The sequence below is a fragment of the Cellulomonas jepli genome, from assembly GCF_047229345.1.
In the GTDB taxonomy this organism is placed as follows: domain Bacteria; phylum Actinomycetota; class Actinomycetes; order Actinomycetales; family Cellulomonadaceae; genus Cellulomonas_A.
Genome location: NZ_JBFTER010000002.1, coordinates 63718 through 83114, shown reverse-complemented (window position 1 = coordinate 83114; position 19397 = coordinate 63718). Strand labels below are relative to the sequence as shown.

Annotated in this window: 29 protein-coding genes; all 29 read left to right on the top strand. The window is 69.0% G+C overall.

Features of this window, described 5'->3' with window-relative positions:
- Positions 1-190: 190 nt before the first annotated feature.
- Entirely contained in the window at positions 191-562 is a 372-nt protein-coding gene (gene rpsL / locus AB6N24_RS01050) for a 30S ribosomal protein S12 (protein ID WP_412867589.1), read from the top strand.
- A gap of 2 nt (positions 563-564) precedes the next feature.
- Positions 565-1035, top strand: coding sequence for a 30S ribosomal protein S7 (gene rpsG, locus AB6N24_RS01045; RefSeq protein WP_412867588.1), 471 nt, complete (start codon positions 565-567; stop codon positions 1033-1035).
- A 45-nt stretch (positions 1036-1080) separates the two neighbouring features.
- A complete protein-coding gene (gene fusA, locus AB6N24_RS01040; protein ID WP_412867587.1) occupies positions 1081-3183 on the top strand; it encodes an elongation factor G in 2103 nt (700 codons plus the stop codon).
- A 122-nt stretch (positions 3184-3305) separates the two neighbouring features.
- The gene (tuf, locus tag AB6N24_RS01035) at positions 3306-4499 is read left to right on the top strand and encodes an elongation factor Tu (RefSeq protein ID WP_412867586.1); all 1194 of its coding nucleotides are present in this window, start codon (positions 3306-3308) and stop codon (positions 4497-4499) included.
- 429 nt (positions 4500-4928) lie between these two features.
- Complete coding sequence (gene rpsJ / locus AB6N24_RS01030; RefSeq protein WP_012867945.1) at positions 4929-5237, top strand: 30S ribosomal protein S10; 309 nt, start codon at positions 4929-4931, stop codon at positions 5235-5237.
- A gap of 22 nt (positions 5238-5259) precedes the next feature.
- Positions 5260-5919 carry a 50S ribosomal protein L3 gene (rplC, locus tag AB6N24_RS01025; RefSeq protein WP_258726085.1) on the top strand — a complete coding sequence of 220 codons (660 nt, stop codon included), beginning with the start codon at positions 5260-5262 and terminating at the stop codon, positions 5917-5919.
- 4 nt (positions 5920-5923) lie between these two features.
- Complete coding sequence (gene rplD, locus AB6N24_RS01020) at positions 5924-6619, top strand: 50S ribosomal protein L4 (RefSeq protein WP_412867585.1); 696 nt, start codon at positions 5924-5926, stop codon at positions 6617-6619.
- Positions 6616-6918, top strand: a complete 303-nt coding sequence (gene rplW / locus AB6N24_RS01015) for a 50S ribosomal protein L23 (RefSeq protein ID WP_183295452.1) — start codon at positions 6616-6618, stop codon at positions 6916-6918. The genes rplD and rplW overlap by 4 nt, the downstream gene beginning before the upstream one ends.
- 34 nt (positions 6919-6952) lie before the next feature.
- Positions 6953-7789, top strand: coding sequence for a 50S ribosomal protein L2 (rplB, locus tag AB6N24_RS01010; RefSeq protein ID WP_412867584.1), 837 nt, complete (start codon positions 6953-6955; stop codon positions 7787-7789).
- Between the two features lie 12 nt (positions 7790-7801).
- Positions 7802-8083 carry a 30S ribosomal protein S19 gene (gene rpsS / locus AB6N24_RS01005; protein WP_034625887.1) on the top strand — a complete coding sequence of 94 codons (282 nt, stop codon included), beginning with the start codon at positions 7802-7804 and terminating at the stop codon, positions 8081-8083.
- A 55-nt stretch (positions 8084-8138) separates the two neighbouring features.
- On the top strand, positions 8139-8510 hold the full coding sequence (gene rplV, locus AB6N24_RS01000; protein ID WP_034625884.1) for a 50S ribosomal protein L22: 372 nt from the start codon (positions 8139-8141) through the stop codon (positions 8508-8510).
- Positions 8510-9352, top strand: coding sequence for a 30S ribosomal protein S3 (gene rpsC / locus AB6N24_RS00995; protein ID WP_034625881.1), 843 nt, complete (start codon positions 8510-8512; stop codon positions 9350-9352). The genes rplV and rpsC overlap by 1 nt, the downstream gene beginning before the upstream one ends.
- Before the next feature lie 3 nt (positions 9353-9355).
- Positions 9356-9772: a 50S ribosomal protein L16 gene (gene rplP / locus AB6N24_RS00990; RefSeq protein WP_123370318.1), complete on the top strand. Its 417-nt coding sequence runs from the start codon at positions 9356-9358 to the stop codon at positions 9770-9772.
- Positions 9772-10011, top strand: coding sequence for a 50S ribosomal protein L29 (gene rpmC, locus AB6N24_RS00985; protein WP_034625876.1), 240 nt, complete (start codon positions 9772-9774; stop codon positions 10009-10011). Before rplP ends, rpmC begins: the two co-directional genes overlap by 1 nt.
- A 7-nt stretch (positions 10012-10018) precedes the next feature.
- Positions 10019-10339 carry a 30S ribosomal protein S17 gene (rpsQ, locus tag AB6N24_RS00980; protein ID WP_258726087.1) on the top strand — a complete coding sequence of 107 codons (321 nt, stop codon included), beginning with the start codon at positions 10019-10021 and terminating at the stop codon, positions 10337-10339.
- Positions 10340-10470: 131 nt separating this feature from the next.
- Entirely contained in the window at positions 10471-10839 is a 369-nt protein-coding gene (rplN, locus tag AB6N24_RS00975; RefSeq protein ID WP_034625870.1) for a 50S ribosomal protein L14, read from the top strand.
- 2 nt (positions 10840-10841) lie between these two features.
- Positions 10842-11183, top strand: a complete 342-nt coding sequence (gene rplX / locus AB6N24_RS00970; RefSeq protein WP_034625867.1) for a 50S ribosomal protein L24 — start codon at positions 10842-10844, stop codon at positions 11181-11183.
- A complete protein-coding gene (rplE, locus tag AB6N24_RS00965) occupies positions 11183-11767 on the top strand; it encodes a 50S ribosomal protein L5 (protein ID WP_412867583.1) in 585 nt (194 codons plus the stop codon). Before rplX ends, rplE begins: the two co-directional genes overlap by 1 nt.
- A 1-nt stretch (position 11768) precedes the next feature.
- Positions 11769-11954 (top strand): type Z 30S ribosomal protein S14, encoded by a 186-nt coding sequence (locus AB6N24_RS00960; protein ID WP_034625862.1) that lies wholly within the window; start codon positions 11769-11771, stop codon positions 11952-11954.
- An 88-nt stretch (positions 11955-12042) separates the two neighbouring features.
- A complete protein-coding gene (gene rpsH, locus AB6N24_RS00955) occupies positions 12043-12441 on the top strand; it encodes a 30S ribosomal protein S8 (protein WP_034625859.1) in 399 nt (132 codons plus the stop codon).
- A gap of 24 nt (positions 12442-12465) precedes the next feature.
- Positions 12466-13005, top strand: a complete 540-nt coding sequence (gene rplF / locus AB6N24_RS00950; RefSeq protein ID WP_412867582.1) for a 50S ribosomal protein L6 — start codon at positions 12466-12468, stop codon at positions 13003-13005.
- A 3-nt stretch (positions 13006-13008) separates the two neighbouring features.
- Entirely contained in the window at positions 13009-13380 is a 372-nt protein-coding gene (rplR, locus tag AB6N24_RS00945; RefSeq protein ID WP_034625850.1) for a 50S ribosomal protein L18, read from the top strand.
- A 40-nt stretch (positions 13381-13420) separates the two neighbouring features.
- Complete coding sequence (rpsE, locus tag AB6N24_RS00940; RefSeq protein WP_183295456.1) at positions 13421-14068, top strand: 30S ribosomal protein S5; 648 nt, start codon at positions 13421-13423, stop codon at positions 14066-14068.
- Positions 14068-14250: a 50S ribosomal protein L30 gene (rpmD, locus tag AB6N24_RS00935; RefSeq protein ID WP_034625838.1), complete on the top strand. Its 183-nt coding sequence runs from the start codon at positions 14068-14070 to the stop codon at positions 14248-14250. Before rpsE ends, rpmD begins: the two co-directional genes overlap by 1 nt.
- Complete coding sequence (rplO, locus tag AB6N24_RS00930; protein ID WP_412867581.1) at positions 14250-14897, top strand: 50S ribosomal protein L15; 648 nt, start codon at positions 14250-14252, stop codon at positions 14895-14897. Before rpmD ends, rplO begins: the two co-directional genes overlap by 1 nt.
- A 188-nt stretch (positions 14898-15085) precedes the next feature.
- On the top strand, positions 15086-16381 hold the full coding sequence (gene secY / locus AB6N24_RS00925; protein ID WP_412867580.1) for a preprotein translocase subunit SecY: 1296 nt from the start codon (positions 15086-15088) through the stop codon (positions 16379-16381).
- A complete protein-coding gene (locus AB6N24_RS00920) occupies positions 16378-16956 on the top strand; it encodes an adenylate kinase (RefSeq protein WP_412867579.1) in 579 nt (192 codons plus the stop codon). The genes secY and AB6N24_RS00920 overlap by 4 nt, the downstream gene beginning before the upstream one ends.
- Before the next feature lie 25 nt (positions 16957-16981).
- Complete coding sequence (gene map, locus AB6N24_RS00915) at positions 16982-17815, top strand: type I methionyl aminopeptidase (RefSeq protein WP_412867578.1); 834 nt, start codon at positions 16982-16984, stop codon at positions 17813-17815.
- A gap of 392 nt (positions 17816-18207) precedes the next feature.
- Positions 18208-19140: an LPXTG cell wall anchor domain-containing protein gene (locus AB6N24_RS00910; protein WP_412867577.1), complete on the top strand. Its 933-nt coding sequence runs from the start codon at positions 18208-18210 to the stop codon at positions 19138-19140.
- Positions 19141-19397: the final 257 nt, after the last annotated feature.

Below are 19397 nucleotides of genomic sequence, written 5' to 3'. Positions count from 1 at the left end.
GCCGCGGGCGGACAGGGCGACACGCCCGGGTGCGGGGGTCGGTGTTCGTCGGTGCAGGAGGAAAGGCCTTCGGGCCGGCGGGACGAGGCGGGAGCCGTGCGCAGCACGGTTCGCGTCGCGGGCCGGCGGTCCATCCGGACCGGGCAAGGACCCGGTCGACCAGAGTTCCACCAACAGACTCGGAGACGTAGTGCCTACGATCCAGCAGCTGGTCCGCAAGGGCCGACAGGCGAAGACCAACAAGTCGAAGACCCCCGCGCTCAAGGGCAGCCCGCAGCGCCGCGGTGTGTGCACCCGCGTCTACACGACCACCCCGAAGAAGCCGAACTCGGCTCTCCGCAAGGTCGCGCGCGTCAAGCTCTCGAGCCAGATCGAGGTCACCGCGTACATCCCCGGTGTCGGCCACAACCTGCAGGAGCACTCGATCGTGCTCGTCCGCGGCGGTCGTGTGAAGGACCTGCCCGGTGTCCGCTACAAGATCGTCCGTGGCGCCCTCGACACGCAGGGCGTGAAGAACCGCAAGCAGGCGCGCAGCCGCTACGGCGCGAAGAAGGTGGGCTGACAATGCCTCGTAAGGGTCCGGCCCCGAAGCGGCCGCTCATCATCGACCCCGTCTACGGGTCGCCGGTCGTCACGCAGCTCATCAACAAGGTGCTGCTCGACGGCAAGAAGTCCGTCGCCGAGTCGATCGTCTACGGCGCGCTCGAGGGTGTCCGCGAGAAGACGCAGGGCGACCCGGTCGTCGTGCTCAAGCGTGCGCTCGAGAACGTCCGCCCCGCGCTCGAGGTCCGCTCGCGCCGCGTCGGTGGCGCGACCTACCAGGTCCCCGTCGAGGTCCGCCCCGTGCGCTCCACGACGCTGGCCCTGCGCTGGCTCACCGACTACTCGCGCGCTCGCCGCGAGAAGACGATGACCGAGCGCCTCATGAACGAGATCCTCGACGCCAGCAACGGCCTCGGTGCCGCGGTCAAGCGTCGCGAGGACATGCACAAGATGGCCGAGTCCAACAAGGCGTTCGCGCACTACCGCTGGTAATCCCGGCTTCCGCGAACCCGAGCCAACCGACAAGGGGCTGAACACGTGGCACTGGACGTGCTGACGGACCTGAACAAGGTCCGCAACATCGGCATCATGGCGCACATCGATGCCGGCAAGACGACGACCACCGAGCGGATCCTGTTCTACACCGGGGTCAACTACAAGATCGGTGAGACGCACGACGGCGCGTCGACGATGGACTGGATGGAGCAGGAGCAGGAGCGCGGGATCACGATCACGTCGGCCGCGACGACCTGCTACTGGAAGAACAACCAGATCAACATCATCGACACCCCGGGCCACGTGGACTTCACGGTCGAGGTCGAGCGCTCGCTGCGCGTCCTCGACGGTGCGGTCGCGGTGTTCGACGGCAAGGAGGGGGTCGAGCCCCAGTCCGAGACGGTGTGGCGGCAGGCGGACAAGTACGAGGTCCCCCGCATCTGCTTCGTCAACAAGATGGACAAGCTCGGCGCCGACTTCTACTTCACGGTGAAGACGATCGTCGACCGCCTGAAGGCCAAGCCGCTCGTCATCCAGCTGCCGATCGGCTCCGAGAACGACTTCATCGGCGTCGTCGACCTGGTCGAGCAGAAGGCCCTCGTGTGGCGCGGCGAGACCGCGCTCGGCGAGGCCTACTCGACCGAGGAGATCCCGGCCGACCTCGTGGAGAAGGCGGAGCAGTACCGCGCCGAGCTCATCGAGGCCGTCGCCGAGGCCGACGAGACACTGCTCGAGAAGTACCTCGGCGGCGAGGAGCTCACGGTCGCGGAGATCAAGGCGGGCATCCGCAAGCTCACCGTGGCGAGCGAGGCCTACCCGGTCCTCTGCGGCTCGGCGTTCAAGAACAAGGGCGTCCAGCCCATGCTCGACGCCGTCATCGACTACCTCCCGACGCCGCTCGACGTGCCTGCCGTGCAGGGTCACGACGTGCGCGACGAGGAGATCGTCGTCGAGCGCCACCCCGACGCCACGGAGCCGTTCTCGGCCCTCGCGTTCAAGGTCGCCTCGCACCCGTTCTTCGGGAAGCTGACGTACGTCCGCGTGTACTCGGGCAAGGTCTCGCAGGGCGCCCAGGTGCTCAACGCGACCAAGGGGAAGAAGGAGCGCATCGGGAAGCTCTTCCAGATGCACTCCAACAAGGAGAACCCCGTCGAGGAGGCCACGGCCGGCCACATCTACGCGTTCATCGGCCTCAAGGACGTCACGACCGGTGACACCCTGTGCGACACGAGCGCTCCGGTGGTCCTCGAGTCGATGACCTTCCCCGAGCCCGTCATCGACGTGGCGATCGAGCCGAAGACGAAGGGCGACCAGGAGAAGCTGGGCGTCGCGATCCAGAAGCTCGCGGAGGAGGACCCGACGTTCCGGGTCCGCCACGACGACGAGACCGGCCAGACCGTCATCGGCGGCATGGGCGAGCTCCACCTCGACATCCTCGTCGACCGCATGCGTCGCGAGTTCAAGGTCGAGGCGAACGTCGGCAAGCCGCAGGTCGCGTACCGCGAGACGATCCGTCGCTCGGTCGAGAAGATGGACTACGTCCACAAGAAGCAGACCGGTGGGTCGGGCCAGTACGCCAAGGTGCAGATGTCCTTCGAGCCTCTGGACCCTGCCGAGGGCGAGCTGTACGAGTTCGAGAACAAGGTCACCGGTGGTCGCATCCCGCGGGAGTACATCCCGTCGGTCGACGCCGGCATCCAGAGCGCGATGGAGCTCGGCGTCCTGGCGGGCTTCCCGCTCGTCGGCGTCAAGGCCATCCTGCTCGACGGCGCTGCGCACGACGTCGACTCCTCGGAGATGGCGTTCAAGATCGCGGGCTCGATGATCCTCAAGGAAGCCGTCCGCAAGGCCGACCCGGTCCTGCTGGAGCCGGTCATGGCCGTCGAGGTGCGTACGCCCGAGGACTACATGGGTGAGGTCATCGGCGACATCAACTCCCGCCGAGGCATGATCCAGTCCATGGAGGACGCGACCGGCGTCAAGGTGATCCGGGCCCAGGTCCCGCTCTCCGAGATGTTCGGCTACGTCGGCGACCTGCGGTCCAAGACCCAGGGTCGTGCCGTGTACTCGATGCAGTTCGACAGCTACGCCGAGGTTCCTCGTAACGTTGCCGAGGAGATCATCAAGAAGACCCGGGGCGAGTAGGTCCCACAGGTCGACACCTGAAGTACCAACCACCCGACCCGTAGGACCGAACGCTCCCGGCCGTGCCAGCATGGCCGGGAGCGATCCGGAAATCTCTACCAGAGTCCTGAGGAGGACCCACAGTGGGCAAGGCGAAGTTCGAGCGCACCAAGCCGCACGTCAACATCGGCACGATCGGTCACGTCGACCACGGCAAGACCACGCTGACGGCCGCGATCTCGAAGGTGCTGCACGACAAGTACCCCGACCTCAACCCCTTCACGCCGTTCGACGAGATCGACAAGGCGCCGGAGGAGAAGCAGCGCGGTATCACGATCAACATCGCGCACGTCGAGTACCAGACGGAGAAGCGCCACTACGCGCACGTCGACGCTCCTGGTCACGCCGACTACATCAAGAACATGATCACGGGTGCGGCGCAGATGGACGGCGCGATCCTCGTGGTCGCGGCGACCGACGGCCCGATGGCCCAGACGCGTGAGCACGTCCTGCTCGCCCGTCAGGTCGGCGTCCCGTACCTGCTCGTCGCGCTCAACAAGACCGACATGGTCGACGACGAGGAGATCCTCGAGCTCGTCGAGGTCGAGGTCCGCGAGCTGCTCAGCGCGCAGGGCTTCGCCGGCGACGACGTCCCCGTCGTGCGCGTCTCGGGCCTCAAGGCCCTCGAGGGCGACCCGCAGTGGGTCAAGTCCGTCGAGGACCTGCTCGACGCCGTCGACGAGAACGTCCCGGACCCGGTCCGCGACATCGACAAGCCGTTCCTCATGCCCATCGAGGACGTCTTCACGATCACCGGTCGTGGCACCGTCGTCACCGGTCGCGTGGAGCGCGGCAAGCTCAAGGTGAACGAGGAGGTGGAGATCGTCGGCATCAAGGAGAAGGCGATCAAGACCACGGTCACCGGCGTCGAGATGTTCCGCAAGCTGCTCGACTACGCCGAGGCCGGCGAGAACGTCGGTCTGCTCCTCCGCGGCACGAAGCGCGAGGAGGTCGAGCGCGGCCAGGTCGTCGTCAAGCCCGGCTCGATCACGCCGCACACCGAGTTCGAGGGCCAGGTCTACATCCTGGCGAAGGACGAGGGTGGCCGTCACAACCCGTTCTACGGGAACTACCGCCCCCAGTTCTACTTCCGCACGACGGACGTCACCGGCGTCATCACGCTGCCCGAGGGCACCGAGATGGTCATGCCCGGCGACAACACCGAGATCTCGGTCCAGCTGATCCAGCCGATCGCGATGGAGGAGGGCCTCGGCTTCGCCATCCGTGAGGGTGGCCGGACCGTCGGTTCGGGTCGCGTCATCAAGATCATCAAGTGATCTGACGAGGGGCCCGGGTGCTCGCACCCGGGCCCTTCGCATGCCCCGGCGGGTCCGCCGGGGGAGTGGGTCCTCGGGTGTGCAGGGTCACTCCCGGCAGGGATTGGAGTTCCTGCGGGGGATCTGGCACACTAGCGAGGTTGCCCGGTGAGGGTGCGCGCCACTGTGCACACGAGAGTGTGCGGATCTGCGCGGGGTTCAGCCCCGTCGGAGGTCCAGCCGTGGGTGCGCATGACCCGCCCGGGCGCAGACACGTTGAGAGTCCTGCAGGCCCCGGGGTCACCCGGTGGCGGGGCTCAGTCAGCAACCAACGACCTCGCACGGGTCCTGAGTGGCCGGTGCGCAGCGCAAAGGTATGTCGTGCAGAGCGACACGCCCGAGTGCGGGGGTCGGACAGAAGCGGTTCGAGAGAGAGAAGTAGACGACGCCATGGCGGGACAGAAGATCCGCATCCGGCTCAAGTCCTACGACCACGAGGTCATCGACAGCTCGGCGCGCAAGATCGTCGACACGGTGACGCGCGCTGGTGCGACGGTCGTGGGTCCGGTGCCGCTGCCGACGGAGAAGAACGTCTTCTGCGTCATCCGGTCGCCTCACAAGTACAAGGACAGCCGCGAGCACTTCGAGATGCGCACGCACAAGCGGCTCATCGACATCATCGATCCCACGCCGAAGGCGGTCGACTCGCTCATGCGTCTCGACCTGCCCGCGGACGTGAACATCGAGATCAAGCTCTGACGCTGGGAAGGAACTGATCTCTATGACTACCCAGCAGAACGCGCGCCCCGTCACGGCGCTGCTCGGCACCAAGCTCGGCATGACGCAGGTCTGGGACGCCAACGGGCGTCTCGTCCCCGTCACCGTGCTGCAGGTCGGCACCAACGTCGTGACCCAGGTCCGCTCCGCTGACACGGACGGCTACGCCGCGGTCCAGCTGGCCTACGGCCAGATCGACCCGCGCAAGGTGAGCCAGCCGCTGAAGGGCCACTTCGAGAAGGCCGGGGTCACCCCCCGCCGGCACGTGGCCGAGATCCGCACGCCGGACGCCGCCGAGTACACGCTCGGCCAGGAGATCACCGCGGCGGCCTTCGAGGCCGGCACGAAGGTCGACGTCATCGGCACCACCAAGGGCAAGGGCACCGCAGGCGTCATGAAGCGTCACGGCTTCCACGGCGTCTCGGCCTCCCACGGCTCGCACCGCAACCACCGCAAGCCCGGCTCGATCGGTGGCGCCTCGACGCCGTCGCGCGTCTTCAAGGGCATGCGCATGGCCGGCCGCATGGGCGTCGACCGTCAGACGACCCAGAACCTCACCGTGCACGCGATCGACGCCGAGAGGGGCCTGGTGCTCGTCAAGGGCGCCGTTCCCGGCCCCAAGGGTGGCGTCGTCGTCGTGCGCTCCGCCGCGAAGGGGGCATGAGCTCATGTCTGAGACCCTCACCGTGGACGTCCTGAACGCCGACGGCAAGAAGGCCGGCACCGCCGACCTGCCCGCCGAGGTCTTCGACGTCCAGACGAACGTCCCGCTGATCCACCAGGTCGTCGTCGCACAGCTCGCTGCGGCGCGCCAGGGCACGCACGCCACGAAGACTCGTGGCGAGGTCCGTGGTGGCGGCAAGAAGCCCTACAAGCAGAAGGGCACCGGCCGCGCCCGTCAGGGTTCGACCCGCGCCCCGCAGTTCGCCGGTGGTGGCGTCGTCCACGGCCCGCAGCCGCGTGACTACTCCCAGCGGACCCCGAAGAAGATGAAGGCCGCGGCGCTCCGCGGTGCTCTCTCGGACCGCGCCCGCGCCGGTCGCGTGCACGTCGTCTCCGGCTTCGCGCCGGGCGCCGCGCCGTCGACCAAGTCCGCCCTGCAGGTTCTCGCGAACCTCTCGGGCCGCAAGAACGTCCTCGTCGTGGTCGAGCGCCAGGACGAGATCACCTGGAAGTCGCTGCGCAACGTCGAGCGGGTGCACCTGCTGGTCGCGGACCAGCTCAACACCTACGACGTGCTGATCTCGGACGACGTCGTCTTCACGCAGGGCGCGCTCGACGCGTTCCTCGCCGGCCCGGCCAAGGGTCGGGGCGCAACTGCGGTGGCCACGGAGTCCGAGGCTGCTGAGGAGGAGACGAAGTGACCGCCGTCGCCAAGGACCCCCGCGACATCCTGCTCGCTCCGGTCGTCTCGGAGAAGAGCTACGGGCTGCTCGACGAGGGCAAGTACACGTTCATCGTGGACCCGCGCGCGAACAAGACCGAGATCAAGATCGCGATCGAGCAGATCTTCTCGGTCAAGGTCGCCTCGGTGAACACGATCAACCGCAAGGGCAAGGCGCGCCGGACGAAGTTCGGGATCGGTCGCCGCAAGGACACCAAGCGCGCGATCGTGACCCTCCGCGAGGGCACCATCGACATCTTCGGCGGACCGGTCGGCTGACGCCGTCCTGAGAGCAGATTGAGGACAGATCCCCATGGGAATCCGCAAGTACAAGCCGACGACGCCGGGCCGCCGTGGCTCCAGCGTCGCCGACTTCGTCGAGATCACGCGCTCCACGCCGGAGAAGTCGCTGGTTCGCCCGCTGCACAAGACCGGTGGTCGCAACTCGACCGGTCGCGTGACCATGCGCCACCAGGGTGGCGGTCACAAGCGTGCGTACCGCGTCATCGACTTCCGTCGCCACGACAAGGACGGCGTCCCGGCCAAGGTCGCGCACATCGAGTACGACCCCAACCGCACCGCGCGCATCGCGCTCCTGCACTACGCGGACGGCGAGAAGCGCTACATCATCGCGCCGAACAAGCTGTCGCAGGGTGACGTCGTCGAGAACGGCGCCACGGCGGACATCAAGCCCGGCAACAACCTGCCGCTGCGCAACATCCCGACCGGTACGGTCATCCACGCCATCGAGCTCAAGCCCGGTGGCGGCGCGAAGATCGCCCGCTCGGCTGGTGCGTCCGTGCAGCTCGTCGCCAAGGACGGTCCGTACGCGCAGCTCCGCATGCCCTCCGGCGAGATCCGCAACGTCGACCTGCGCTGCCGCGCCACGGTCGGCGAGGTGGGCAACGCCGAGCAGTCGAACATCAACTGGGGCAAGGCCGGCCGCATGCGCTGGAAGGGCAAGCGCCCCTCCGTCCGTGGTGTCGCGATGAACCCGATCGACCACCCGCACGGTGGTGGTGAGGGCAAGACCTCTGGTGGTCGTCACCCGGTCAGCCCCTGGGGCCAGGCCGAGGGTCGTACCCGCCGTCCGAACAAGCCGAGCGACAAGCTCATCGTGCGCCGCCGGCGCACCGGCAAGAAGCGCTGATAGGAGCCTGAGATGCCACGCAGCCTGAAGAAGGGCCCGTTCGTCGACGGCCACCTGCAGAAGAAGGTCGACGTCCAGAACGAGAAGGGGACCAAGGCCGTCATCAAGACCTGGTCCCGTCGTTCGATGATCACGCCGGACTTCCTCGGCCACACGTTCGCGGTGCACGACGGCCGCAAGCACACGCCGGTGTTCGTCACGGAGTCGATGGTCGGGCACAAGCTCGGCGAGTTCGCCCCCACGCGTACGTTCCGCGGCCACGAGAAGGACGACCGGAAGGGCCGTCGCCGCTGACCCCCGGGTCAGACAGGTGACGTCCTTGACGGCAGAGACAGAAGGCAGGACAGCAATGGAAGCCAAGGCGAAGGCGCGGTTCGTCCGCGTCACGCCCCAGAAGGCCCGGCGCGTCGTGGACCTCATCCGTGGCAAGCAGGCCGGCGAGGCCGTGGCGGTGCTGAAGTTCGCACCGCAGGCCGCGGGGGAGACCGTCCTCAAGGTGGTCGAGAGCGCGATCGCGAACGCCCGTGAGGGTGCGAAGCGCGCGAACGAGCGTCTGGACGAGCAGGACCTCTACATCTCCGAGGTGTACGTCGACGAGGGTCCGACCCTCAAGCGGTTCCGCCCCCGGGCGCAGGGCCGTGCCAGCCAGATCCTCAAGCGCACGAGCCACATCACGGTCGTGGTCGCGGAGCGCGAGAGCACGAAGGGAAGGACCCGATAGTGGGACAGAAGGTCAACCCGCTCGGGTATCGCCTGGGCATCACGACAGACCACCGTTCGCGCTGGTTCGCCGACTCCACCAAGCCGGGGCAGCGCTACCGCGACTACGTCCGCGAGGACGTGCAGATCCGCAAGCTCATGAGCACGGGTCTGGAGCGCGCGGGCATCGCCAAGGTCGAGATCGAGCGCACGCGTGACCGCGTCCGCGTCGACATCCACACCGCCCGCCCGGGCATCGTCATCGGGCGTCGTGGCGCGGAGGCCGACCGCATCCGCGGCGAGCTCGAGAAGCTCACGGGCAAGCAGGTCCAGCTGAACATCCTCGAGGTCAAGAACGCCGAGATCGAGGCCCAGCTGGTCGCCCAGGGCATCGCCGAGCAGCTCGCGAGCCGTGTCTCGTTCCGCCGTGCCATGCGCAAGGGCATCCAGAGCGCCCAGCGCGCGGGTGCCAAGGGCATCCGGGTGCAGGTCTCCGGCCGCCTCGGTGGCGCGGAGATGAGCCGTACGGAGTTCTACCGCGAGGGTCGTGTGCCGCTGCACACGCTGCGCGCGAACATCGACTACGGCTTCTTCGAGGCCCGCACGACCTTCGGGCGCATCGGCGTCAAGGTCTGGGTCTACAAGGGCGACATGACGGAGAAGGAGTTCGCCCGCGAGCAGGCGACCCAGGCTCCGCGGCCGGCCCGCGGTCCGCGTCAGGACCGTGGCGGCGAGCGCCCGGCCCGTGGCGGCGCGCCGCGTCGCAACGACCGCACCGAGGCTCCGGCCGAGGCCGCGGCCGAGGCCCCGGCAGCAGCGACCGAGTCGGCCGCTCCTGCTCCTGAGTCCGGAACGGAGGCCTGAGCCGTGCTGATCCCGCGCAGGCTGAAGCACCGCAAGCAGCACCACCCGGGGCGCTCCGGCGCCGCGACCGGTGGCACGTCGATCTCGTTCGGTGAGTACGGCATCCAGGCTCTCGAGCCCGCCTACGTCACGAACCGGCAGATCGAGGCTGCTCGTATCGCGATGACCCGCCACATCAAGCGTGGCGGCAAGGTCTGGATCAACATCTACCCGGACCGTCCGCTCACGAAGAAGCCCGCCGAGACCCGCATGGGTTCCGGCAAGGGCTCGCCCGAGTGGTGGATCGCCAACGTCAAGCCGGGTCGAGTTCTCTTCGAGCTCGCCGGCGTCCCGGAGCCGCTGGCTCGCGAGGCCATGCGCCGCGCGCAGCACAAGCTCCCGATGAAGACCCGTTTCGTGGTTCGCGAGGGTGGTAACTGATGGCTATCGGAACCAAGGACCTGGCTCCCAGCGAGCTGGACGCCTTCGACGACGAGCGCCTGGTCGCCGAGCTGAAGAAGGCCAAGGAGGAGCTGTTCAACCTCCGCTTCCAGTCGGCGACGGGCCAGCTCGAGAGCCACGGGCGGCTCAAGGCCGTGCGCCGCGACATCGCCCGGATCTACACGATCCTGCGCGAGCGCGAGCTCGGAATCCGTACCGCCCCGAGCGCGAGCGAGTGAGGTCACGATGAGCGCGAAGACTGACGACAAGGCAACGGCCTCCTCGGCTGCCGAGGAGACCACCGTCGCCGCTGCCGCCCGTGCGGACCGCAAGGTCCGCCGCGGGTACGTGGTGAGCGACAAGATGGAGAAGACCGTCGTGGTGGAGGTCGAGGACCGGGTCAAGCACCCGCTCTACGGCAAGGTCATCCGGCGCACGAGCAAGGTCAAGGCGCACGACGAGGCCGGCACCGCCGGTGTCGGCGACCTCGTCCTGATCATGGAGACGCGTCCGCTCTCCGCCACCAAGCGCTTCCGCCTGGTGGAGATCCTCGAGAAGGCCAAGTAGTCCAGCAGTACTCAAGGTTGCCCACGGGCTCCGGCCGAGACACCTCGGCCGGAGCGACGTGTGCACGACGGCAACGACACGTTCGGCCAGGCTCGCTCCGCGAGAACCGGCAGACGACAGGAGTTCAGTAGATGATTCAGCAGGAGTCCCGACTTCGGGTCGCCGACAACACGGGTGCCAAGGAGATTCTGTGCATCCGCGTCCTCGGTGGCTCCGGGCGTCGCTACGCCGGCATCGGTGACGTGATCGTCGCGACGGTCAAGGACGCGATCCCGGGTGGCAACGTCAAGAAGGGCGACGTCGTCAAGGCGGTCATCGTCCGCACGCGCAAGGAGCGTCGGCGTCCCGACGGCTCGTACATCAAGTTCGACGAGAACGCGGCCGTGATCCTCAAGAACGACGGTGAGCCTCGTGGCACGCGCATCTTCGGCCCCGTGGGCCGGGAGCTGCGTGACAAGAAGTTCATGAAGATCATCTCGCTGGCTCCGGAGGTGCTCTGACCATGGCGAAGATCAAGAAGGGCGACCTCGTCGTCGTCATCTCGGGCCGCGACAAGGGCCAGCAGGGCCGCGTGCTCGAGGTCCTGACGGAGACGCAGCGCGTCGTCGTCGAGGGCGTGCAGCGCGTGACCAAGCACACGAAGGCCGGCCAGTCGGCGCGCGGCACCCGCACGGGTGGCATCGAGACCGTCGAGGCCCCCATCCACATCAGCAACGTGATGCTGGTGGACCCGGAGACCAAGAAGGGCACCCGGGTCGGCTACCGCACCGAGCAGGTCGAGCGCGACGGCCGCACCCGTAACGTCCGGGTCCGCGTCGCCAAGCGCTCCGGTAAGGACATCTGATGACCGCGATCGACGACACCACCACGCCGGACGCGCCGCTCAAGCCGCGTCTCAAGCTGCGCTACGCCGAGGACATCGTCCCGGCGCTGCGCGAGGAGTTCAGCCACGCCAACGTCAACCAGGTCGCGCGGATCGTCAAGGTCGTCGTGAACATGGGTGTCGGTGACGCCGCCAAGGACTCCAAGCTCATCGAGGGCGCGATCCGCGACCTGACCCTCATCACGGGTCAGAAGCCGCAGGTCACGAAGGCTCGCAAGTCCATCGCCCAGTTCAAGCTGCGTGAGGGCATGCCCATCGGCGCGCACGTCACGCTGCGGGGCGACCGGGCGTGGGAGTTCCTCGACCGTCTGCTCTCGACCGCTCTCCCGCGCATCCGCGACTTCCGCGGGCTGTCGCCGAAGCAGTTCGACGGGCACGGCAACTACACGTTCGGTCTCACGGAGCAGTCCATGTTCCACGAGATCGACCAGGACAAGATCGACCGCGTGCGCGGCATGGACATCACGATCGTGACGACCGCCTCGACCGACGACGAGGGCCGCTCGCTGCTGAAGCACCTCGGCTTCCCCTTCAAGGAGGACTGACATGGCGAAGACCGCCCTGGTCAACAAGGCCGCCGGGACCCCGAAGTTCAAGGTGCGCGGCTACACCCGGTGCCAGCGGTGCGGACGTCCGCACAGCGTGTACCGCAAGTTCGGCCTCTGCCGCATCTGCGTCCGTGAGATGGCGCACCGCGGCGAGCTGCCCGGGCTCACCAAGAGCTCCTGGTAAAACCACTACGCCGAAGGTCTGTGCCCCGGTGGTGCGGCGTTAGCCGCACCACCGTGCAGATACCCCGGCGAGGAAGGGCTGACGCCCCATGACGATGACCGACCCGATCGCAGACTTCCTGACGCGTCTGCGCAACGCGAACTCCGCGCACCACGACTCGGTCTCGATGCCGTTCTCGAAGCTGAAGTCGCACATCGCGGAGATCCTTCAGGCCGAGGGCTACATCGCCGGCTGGAAGGTCGAGGACGCGCCCGTGGGCAAGTACCTCGTGATCGAGCTCAAGTACGGCCCGAACCGCGAGCGCTCGCTCGCCGGCATCAAGCGCGTGTCCAAGCCGGGCCTGCGCGTGTACGCCAAGTCGACCAACCTGCCCAAGGTGCTCGGCGGCCTCGGCGTGGCGATCCTGTCCACGTCCTCCGGTCTCCTCACCGACAAGCAGGCCGCCAAGAAGGGCGTGGGTGGGGAAGTCCTCGCCTACGTCTGGTAAGTCCGAGACGGAAAGGAGCTAGCCATGTCTCGTATCGGCAGAGTCCCCGTCCCGGTCCCCTCCGGCGTCGAGGTCACCATCGACGGCGCAGTCGTGACGGTCAAGGGCCCCAAGGGCACCCTGGCGCACACGATCGCGTCCCCCATCGAGGTCGCACGTGACGACGCGGGTGCGCTCGTGGTCACGCGTCCCAACGACGAGCGGAACTCGCGCTCGCTGCACGGCCTGACCCGCACGCTGCTCGCCAACCTCGTGACCGGTGTGACCACCGGCTACGAGAAGAAGCTCGAGATCGTGGGCACCGGTTACCGCGTCGCGGCCAAGGACGGCGGGCTCGAGTTCGCACTCGGCTTCAGCCACCCGGTCGCCGTCGCACCGCCGGAGGGCATCACCTTCACGGTGGAGTCCCCGACGAAGTTCTCGGTCGTCGGCATCGACAAGCAGCAGGTCGGCGAGGTCGCCGCGAACATCCGCAAGATCCGCAAGCCCGAGCCGTACAAGGGCAAGGGCGTGCGCTACGCCGGCGAGAACGTCCGCCGCAAGGTCGGAAAGGCTGGTAAGTAAGCCATGGCCATCGGGATCAGGGGCAAGGGCAAGGCGATCGCGCGTACGCGCCGTCACCTGCGGCTCCGCAAGAAGATCAGTGGTTCGACCGCCCGTCCGCGTCTCGTCGTGACCCGGTCCGCCCGGCACATCACGGCGCAGGTCGTCGACGACAGCGTCGGTCGCACCCTCGCGTCGGCGTCGACCCTCGAGTCGGACCTGCGCGCACTGGGCGACGACAAGACCGCCAAGGCGCGCAAGGTCGGCGAGCTCGTCGCCGAGCGCGCGAAGGCCGCCGGCATCGACGCGGTGGTCTTCGACCGCGGCGGCAACAAGTACCACGGTCGTGTGGCAGCAGTCGCCGACGGGGCCCGCGAAGGCGGTCTGGCCCTGTGACGACGACCACCGACTCCGCATCGAAGAAGAGGACTCACTGATGGCTGCTCCTCAGCGCAGCAACACCGGCGGCGCGCCCCAGGGTGGCGCCGGCGGCGGCGACCGTCGTGACGGCGGTCGTCGTGACGGCGGCGGGCGTCGTGGCGACGCCGCAGAGAAGAGCGCCTTCGTCGAGCGCGTCGTGACGATCAACCGTGTGGCCAAGGTCGTCAAGGGTGGTCGCCGGTTCAGCTTCACCGCGCTGGTCGTGGTGGGCGACGGTGACGGCACGGTCGGCGTCGGCTACGGGAAGGCCAAGGAGGTGCCCGCCGCGATCGCGAAGGGTGTCGAGGAGGCCAAGAAGAACTTCTTCAAGGTCCCGCGCATCCAGGGCACGATCCCGCACCCCATCCAGGGTGAGGCCGCGGCCGGTGTCGTCTTCCTGCGTCCGGCGTCGCCGGGTACCGGTGTGATCGCCGGTGGTCCGGTGCGCGCCGTGCTCGAGTGCGCCGGCATCCACGACGTCCTGAGCAAGTCGCTCGGCTCGTCGAACGCGATCAACATCGTGCACGCGACGGTCGCGGCCCTCCGTGGCCTCGAGCAGCCCGAGGCCGTGGCGGCTCGCCGTGGCCTGCCGCTCGAGCACGTCGCCCCGGCCCCGCTGCTGCGGGCGCAGGCGGCGGGCATCGCTGCGAAGGTGGGTGCGTGATGGCCCGTCTCAAGGTGACCCAGACCAAGTCCGCCATCGGCGGACGGCAGAACCAGCGCGACACGCTGCGCACCCTGGGCCTCAAGCGGATCGGCGACGTCGTCGTCAAGGAGGACCGTCCTGAGATCCGCGGCATGGTCTCCACGGTGACGCACCTCGTCGCTGTCGAGGAGGTCGAGTGATGGCTGACGACAAGAAGGCCACGGACGACGCCGAGGTGACCACCCCGGCGAAGAAGGCCCCGGCCAAGAAGGCGGCGGCCAAGAAGGCTCCGGCCGAGACGGCCGCGACCACGGAGTCCGCCGCGAAGGCGCCCAAGGTCGCGACCACCAAGGCTGCGGCGAAGCCGGCTGCGACGAAGGCTGTCGCCGAGGAGCAGGGCGCGGGCGGCACGCTGCGCGTGCACCACCTGCGTCCGGCGCCGGGTGCCAAGACCGCCAAGACCCGCGTGGGTCGTGGTGAGGCGTCCAAGGGCAAGACGGCCGGTCGTGGTACCAAGGGCACGAAGGCTCGCTACCAGGTGCCGGACCGCTTCGAGGGCGGGCAGATGCCGCTGCACATGCGGCTGCCCAAGCTCCGCGGCTTCCGGAACCCGTTCCGCGTCGAGTACCAGGTCGTGAACCTGGACAAGCTCTCGGCGCTGTACCCGAGCGGTGGCGACGTCACGGTCGAGGACCTCGTCGCCAAGGGGGCCGTCCGCAAGGGCGCCCCGGTGAAGGTGCTCGGCACGGGCGAGCTGACGGTGAAGCTGTCGGTCGCCGTGGACGCCTACTCGTCGTCGGCCAAGGACAAGATCCTGGCTGCCGGCGGGAGCGTCGCGCAGGACTGATCGCAGGACGGGGTCGGCAGGGCACTGCTCCTGCCGGCCCCGTTCTCGCATCTTGGCGGATGTCCGTTAAGGTGCCCGGGGTTGCTCAGCGTCGCGCCACACGGTGGTAGCGGTGCCAGGGAGCCCATCGGAGACGACCGGATCGGCCCGGCCGTACGACACACCGCCACGGCGGAGCAGGAGGACAGGTGCTCAGCGCATTCGTGCGGGCGTTCAGGACGCCCGACCTGCGGCGCAAGCTGCTCTTCACGATCGGCATCATGGTGCTGTTCCGGGTGGGCTCGTTCCTGCCCACCCCGGGGGTCTCCTACACCAACGTGAACGCCTGCATCGCGCAGACGCAGGACAACGACCTGCTCGGTCTGGTCAACCTGTTCAGCGGCGGCGCACTGCTCCAGCTGTCGGTGTTCGCGCTCGGGATCATGCCGTACATCACGGCGAGCATCATCGTGCAGCTGCTGCGCGTGGTCATCCCGCGCTTCGAGGCGCTGCACCAGGAGGGCCAGTCGGGCACCGCGAAGCTCACGCAGTACACGCGGTACCTGACGATCGGCCTCGCGATCCTGCAGTCGACGACGGTCATCACGATCGCGCGCACGGGGCAGCTGTTCCCGAACTGCACGGTCGACGTCATCCCGGACGACACGCCGATCACGATCATCCTCATGGTCCTGACCATGACGGCCGGCACCGGCCTGATCATGTGGCTCGGCGAGCTCATCTCCGAGCGCGGCATCGGCAACGGCATGTCGCTGCTCATCTTCACGTCGATCGCGGCGACGTTCCCCTCGGCCATGTGGTCGATCGCGGGCGGCGACGGCGGCTTCGGCAAGTTCCTGATCGTGCTGGCGATCGTCGTCCTGGTCATCGCTCTGGTCGTGTTCGTCGAGCAGTCGCAGCGTCGGATCCCGGTGCAGTACGCCAAGCGCATGGTCGGCCGGCGCATGTACGGCGGGTCCAGCACCTACATCCCGATCAAGATCAACATCGCGGGCATCATCCCGGTCATCTTCGCGTCGTCGCTGCTCGCCGTCCCGGGCCTCATCGCCCAGTTCGGCGACGCGACGCAGGAGTGGGTCGTGTGGGTGAGCAACAACCTCGCCGACCCGGGCGCGCCGCTGCACCTCGCGATCTACGTCGTCCTGATCATCTTCTTCTGCTACTTCTACACGGCGATCACGTTCAACCCGGACGAGGTCGCGGACAACATGAAGAAGTACGGCGGGTTCATCCCCGGCATCCGGGCCGGGCGCCCGACGGCCGAGTACCTCGACTACGTCATCACGCGCATCACCGCGCCGGGGTCGGTGTACCTCGCGCTGGTCGCGCTCATCCCGACGATCGCGTTCATCGTGCTCGGCGTCGGGACCAACATCCCGTTCGGTGGAGCCTCGATCCTCATCGTCGTCGGCGTCGGCCTCGAGACGGTCAAGCAGATCGAGTCCCAGCTCCAGCAGCGGCACTACGAAGGGTTCCTGCGTTGACAGCACGGCTCGTGATCATGGGACCGCAGGGTGCGGGCAAGGGGACGCAGGCGGCACGGCTCGCCGACCGTCTCGGCGTCCCGGCGATCTCCACCGGGGACATCTTCCGCGCGAACATCAAGGGCGGCACCGACCTCGGGCGCCTCGCGCAGGAGTACACCGCCAAAGGCGAGCTCGTGCCCGACTCCGTGACCAACGACATGGTGCGTGACCGGCTCGCGCAGCCGGACGCCGCCGAGGGCTTCATCCTCGACGGGTACCCCCGCAACGCTGCCCAGGTGACCGAGCTCGACGAGATCCTCGCCGCGCTCGGCACCCGGCTGGACGCGGTCGTCGAGCTGACCGCCGAGCGGGACGAGCTCCTGGCCAGGCTGCGCAACCGCGCGCAGGTCGAGGGTCGTGAGGACGACACCGAGGAGGCCATCGCCCGCCGCCTCGACATCTACGCCGAGCAGACGGCGCCGCTCACGACCGCGTACGGCGAGCGCGGGCTGCTGGTCCGCGTCGACGGGATCGGCGAGATCGACGAGATCACGGCGCGTCTGACGGACGCGCTCGCCCCCGCGCTCGGCTGACGCCGGGCCGGCAGGGGAGAGCCCGGTGTTCGGCCGCGAGCGGATCGAGTACAAGACGCGCGAGCAGGTGCAGGTCATGCGGCGCGCCGGACTGGTCGTCGCGGACGCTCTCGACGCGGTGCGGGCGCAGGTCCGCGCGGGCATGACGACCGCCGACCTCGACGCGATCGCCGCGGACGTCATCCGGCGCGCGGGTGCGACACCGTCGTTCCTCGGCTACGAGGGCTACCCGGCGACGCTGTGCGTCTCCGTGAACGACGAGGTCGTGCACGGCATCCCGGGGCCGCGCGTGCTCGGTGCCGGTGACGTGGTCTCGATCGACTGCGGCGCGATCGTCGACGGCTGGCACGGCGACTCGGCGATCACGGTGGTGCTCCCGGGCGCGGACCCGGCGGACGAGGAGCTGAGCGCGGTCACGGAGCGCGCGATGTGGGCCGGCATCGCCTCGCTCGCGTCGGCCACCCGCCTGGCTGCGGTGGGCGAGGCCGTCGAGGACGTCGTCGAGGCCGCGGCCGCGGACGGCGGGCCGGTCTACGGCGTCGTGCAGGAGTTCGTCGGCCACGGGATCGGCTCCGCCATGCACCAGCCGCCCGAGGTGCTGAACTACCGCAGCCGGGACCGGGGTGCACGCGTGCGCCCGGGCCTGTGCGTCGCGATCGAGCCCATGGTGACGCGCGGTGACCAGGCCACCCGCACGCTCGAGGACGACTGGACCGCGGTGACCGTCGACGGCTCGCGTGCGGCGCATTGGGAGCACTCGGTCGCGGTGCTGGAGGACGGCATCGTCGTGCTGACCGCACGCGACGGGGGAGCGGGTCCGCTGGGCGCGCTCGGCGTCGAGGTCGTCGCGCTCGACTGAGCCAGGACGCCGACGCGACGCGGCGGATCCCCGGACTCCTGCGCTCCCGGCCTCCCGTCGCTTCTCGCGCTCCCGGGGCAACCGTCGCGCCCGGCGCCCGGCGCCCGGTCGGTCGACCCGGTGCGGGGCTGGTCGCCACCGAGCGCGTGCGGACCCGCGCGTGACCGTGCACGAGCCGCTGGGCCATCCGGGGCCGGATCTCGCGAGAATCGGTGCAAAAGCCGGACAGGTGTCCGGTTCGTCGACTACCGTCCCCTATGTACGGGATCGACCGTCCCGAGACCCCATCGCTGCGGCCCCTGAGTCCTCGCGCGGTGGCGGACGTCGACGGTGCGATCCTCCCTCGGGTAGTCGCGTCCCTGCCGCCTGCCCCCGGACCGATTGGTTTGCCCATGCTGCACGGCCTGCGTCCCTCCGCCCACGACCGCGGTGCTGCCCCGAGGCGACGGGCGCTGGCCCTGACGCTGGTCTCCGGGGTGATCGCCGCCTCGACGTTCGCGGCCGCCGCGCCGGCGTCCGCGACCCGTCCGTACGGCAAGCCGCACTCGGTGGCCGCCTACGTCTACAAGAAGATCGACCCGGCGAACGACGCCGCCTGGGAGAACTCGACCGAGCAGTTCCTCGTCGCGGCGTGGGAGGGCAAGGAGTACCGCCGGGACCTGACGCTCGAGGAGATCCAGGCCGCGGTCCCCGTGCCCGTCTGCGGCCCCGGGTGGGGCATCCAGCAGGACAAGGCGTTCGGGACGACGGCCGTGTTCACGGACCCGGACAAGCAGCCGTGGTACCCCGACAGCTACATCGGGTGGTGGGACAAGAACAAGGGCGGCTACCAGCCCGGCAAGCTCTACGAGGCCGCGCACTGGAACCTCGAGGACGAGATCGGTGCGGTCCCCGAGTGCGAGGACGTCGCGCCGAGCCCGAGCGCGACCCCCGTCGTGACGCCGACCCCCGTCCCTTCCGCCCCGCCGGTCGTGCCGCCGGTCACCACGCCGGCGCCCCAGCCGACGGAGGACCCGACGTCGACCCCGACCCCGACGCCGACCCCGTCCGATGACGCGTCGGTCGCACCGGTGCCGACTGCGACCCCGACCTCGAGCCCGTCCGCGTCGCCGACGGTCCCGGGCGCGAGCCAGGTGCTGTCCGCAGCGCCGACCCCGAGCCCGACGTCGACCTCCGAGGTCCTCGCCGCGACGCCGCCGAGCGGCCGCGTCCTGGCCGCGACGGGCTCGTCCGTCGGTCCGATGCTCGCGATCGCGGGCGTGCTCGTCGCCGGTGGTGCCGGCCTGGTCGTCGCACGCCAGCGCCGGGCCCGCCAGCAGGGCTGACCCGCACGTCGAGCGACGGGCGGTCCGGGGTCTCCCCGGGCCGCCCGTTCGTCGTGCGGCCGTGCCGAAGGTCACGCGGGGACCGCGCCGGAGCCGCCCGGCCGTGGTTTCTTCTGCAGCGCCGATGCCGTAGGATTGTCCGTTGGGTGTGTGCGCCCCTTCGGGCGTTCGACCGGCATGCAGAGCGGCGGTTTCGCCTCCGTGGGAGTCCTCGACCCCCACGGAACGGTCCGCCGGCTCGTGGGTCCAGTGTTCGG